This window comes from Pediococcus stilesii (assembly GCF_001437075.1).
In the GTDB taxonomy this organism is placed as follows: Bacteria; Bacillota; Bacilli; order Lactobacillales; family Lactobacillaceae; genus Pediococcus; species Pediococcus stilesii.
This window is the reverse complement of record NZ_JQBX01000039.1, coordinates 1-2,390: the sequence shown is the minus strand read 5'-3', so window position 1 is coordinate 2,390 and position 2,390 is coordinate 1. Positions and strand designations below refer to the sequence as shown.

3 protein-coding genes are annotated in these 2,390 nt (G+C 33.4%); 1 reads left to right on the top strand and 2 read right to left on the bottom strand.

Features of this window, described 5'->3' with window-relative positions; all coding sequences use genetic code 11:
* Positions 1-33: 33 nt before the first annotated feature.
* Positions 34-1,122, bottom strand: a complete 1,089-nt coding sequence (locus IV81_RS09130) for a site-specific integrase (RefSeq protein WP_057804416.1) — start codon at positions 1,120-1,122, stop codon at positions 34-36.
* A 273-nt stretch (positions 1,123-1,395) separates the two neighbouring features.
* On the opposite strand from IV81_RS09130, the gene IV81_RS09340 reads away from it, so the two are divergent.
* A complete protein-coding gene (locus tag IV81_RS09340) occupies positions 1,396-1,542 on the top strand; it encodes a hypothetical protein (RefSeq protein ID WP_157059771.1) in 147 nt (48 codons plus the stop codon).
* Here IV81_RS09340 and IV81_RS09125 read toward each other — a convergent pair whose 3' ends face one another.
* Entirely contained in the window at positions 1,543-2,349 is an 807-nt protein-coding gene (locus IV81_RS09125) for a DUF6414 family protein (protein WP_057804414.1), read from the bottom strand. It abuts the gene before it with no gap.
* Positions 2,350-2,390: the final 41 nt, after the last annotated feature.

Below are 2,390 nucleotides of genomic sequence, written 5' to 3'. Positions count from 1 at the left end.
TTATATTAGAATATTAAAATGTGCTTCAAACGCCTATATATCAGCATTTATTTTTGCTGTGGGGACATTTGGGGACATAGACAATAGTTCAATAGTCCTATCTTGTTCACGATTTTTTTCTTCCTTTAACATATGGGCATACACTTTTTGAGTTATTGATACATCAGCATGCCCTAATCTTGCTGATACGTAATTGATCGATACACCTTTGTACAGGAGATAAGAAGCATGAGAATGACGTAACCCGTGTACCGTAACTTTTGGAATATCTAACTTCTTCAATAACTTTCTAAGATGAGCAGCGACTGTTGCACCAGTCACAACAAACATTCGTTGATTGGGTTCTTTTTTATAGAACTTTAAAACTTGAATCAATTGATCGGTTACTTTGATTGTGCGATAAGAGTGTTTACTTTTTGGGGGTGTTACTTTACCAGCAATATGTGAATATGATTTATCGATTTTGATAGTGTCAAAATATTCGGAAAAATCCTTACCAGTTAATGCCAATATTTCACCAATCCTTAATCCGGTTTCAAGTCCGATCAATATGATGGCATAACTGGATTCTTTCTGATAAATGGTATAAAGATATCGCTGCAATATTTCAAAATTAGTTGCTGATAAAACATTAGGCGTCTTTTCAACTTTTAGGCCATGCGGTTTTAGCCTTGAATAAATATCTTTAGTAATATATTGATCGTACTTCGCATCAGAAAGGGATGCTTTAATTCTTGAAACAATTTCAACCAATGTGGACTGTTGAATCTTTCCACCTAGTTTGTCCAATCTATTTTGCAAACTAGTATAAGATAGATCACCAAGGGTTAGGCCGTTAAATTCTTCTTTTATGATTTTATGGATATAGATATACGATTTATAAGTTGATTGTCGAACGTCATTTTTCTTATGGGTTTCCATCCACATTTTGAAATAATCAGCAAACGTCATTCTAGACGATATAATGCTCTTATCCTGCAACTTGTCAGCTTCCATCAAGATAGCCCAATCAGTAGCAGCTTTCTTTGTGTCGAACGTTTTAGACACCTTACGTCGCACACCGTCTTGCATGACGGATACGACAACTCTAGTTCTTTTACCTCGTTTTTCAAATGATGCCATAATGGCAAACCTCCGTTCTCTTTTCGGAAGTAGCCTCTCGTGCTAAAATAGACAATATTAAAGAGGCCACTTAATGTGGTTATTCTGGTTAAGTCACATCCTAAACTTTGGTCAGTGGGGGATGTGGCTTTTTTATTTTGTGGTTATTACATATATTGTAGTAACCACTATTCCCACATACAGAGTCGAACTGCATTAAATCACCGGAGTGGGAGATGATTCCTTAATTGTTAAATATTCATATGGTATAATCTCAACTAGGAGGGAAAGTCTATGCTAAAAAAAATATATTCTGATGTAATTAATATTCAAAAAAAAGTTAACCAAAATCAGAAGAAAATTGATTTGAAACATAAAAAAGCTAGTGCTTCTCACACTAAACAAGTAAATAGAGTGAAAAAAGAATTTGATAAAATTTGATTATTCAAAATAAATGGCGATTGGTTTAACTACCAAGTCGTCTTTTTTTATTAGGTCGATTAAACTTAAAAACGAATCTACTAGAGCTGAATTTAGATAGGCCACAGTATTTAAAGTTGGGGAAATGCTATCGCTTAAAACATTCATATTTCTCTTGCCGTTTAGAGCGATTGAATCGACTATACCGAACAATGTTATTTTGCGTGATGTACCAAAAAATGTACTAAGTTGGCCAAGGTTTGATCTAATATTATTATTTTCTAAAATTGCGGTAGCGTTATTTCCAACTTTAAGAATTGTTGTTTCAGGGAGTAAGTTTTCTAATAAACTACCTATTGCAATTAAATTTTTTAGCCCATTTCCAACTCCATTCTTTTTTGATGCCATATGCTTTCCAATATCATCAATCTTTTTGGGACTAATATGTGCGAGTAATGAGGGAGAAAATATGTCAAATTCACCAGTTATTTTTATTAGATCACCTTCAGAAGGCTTTTCTGGGAATAAATTATCATGCTCTGCCTTATCTAATAATCTTTGTAACTGATAATCTTTAAAATAAATGTTAATAGATTCGTTTACAGCTTCTGTTTGGGTTTCTGAATTTTTCAGTTCGGAGTTGACGCCAAACTTTATTCCAAAAGATGCGCCAATTTGCCCATTAGTTTTATTTTCTTCGGAAGTTGCTTCTCCTGAAGATGTACTTGATTGTTTTGAATCAATAAGTCCTTGATCTAATTGTGACAAATATGAGTTTAATTCGATAGAATCTAAATAGATTATTTCTTTATAATTTAAATTATGCATACTTTTCCTCCTTTTAAATTCCCACGAGCGGAATCGAACCG

Coding starts and splice junctions, on each gene's coding strand:
- IV81_RS09340 (WP_157059771.1), top strand. CDS start 1,396: ATGCTAAAAAAAATATATTCTGATGTAATTAATATTCAAAAAAAAGTT.
- IV81_RS09125 (WP_057804414.1), bottom strand. CDS start 2,349: ATGCATAATTTAAATTATAAAGAAATAATCTATTTAGATTCTATCGAA.
- IV81_RS09130 (WP_057804416.1), bottom strand. CDS start 1,122: ATGGCATCATTTGAAAAACGAGGTAAAAGAACTAGAGTTGTCGTATCC.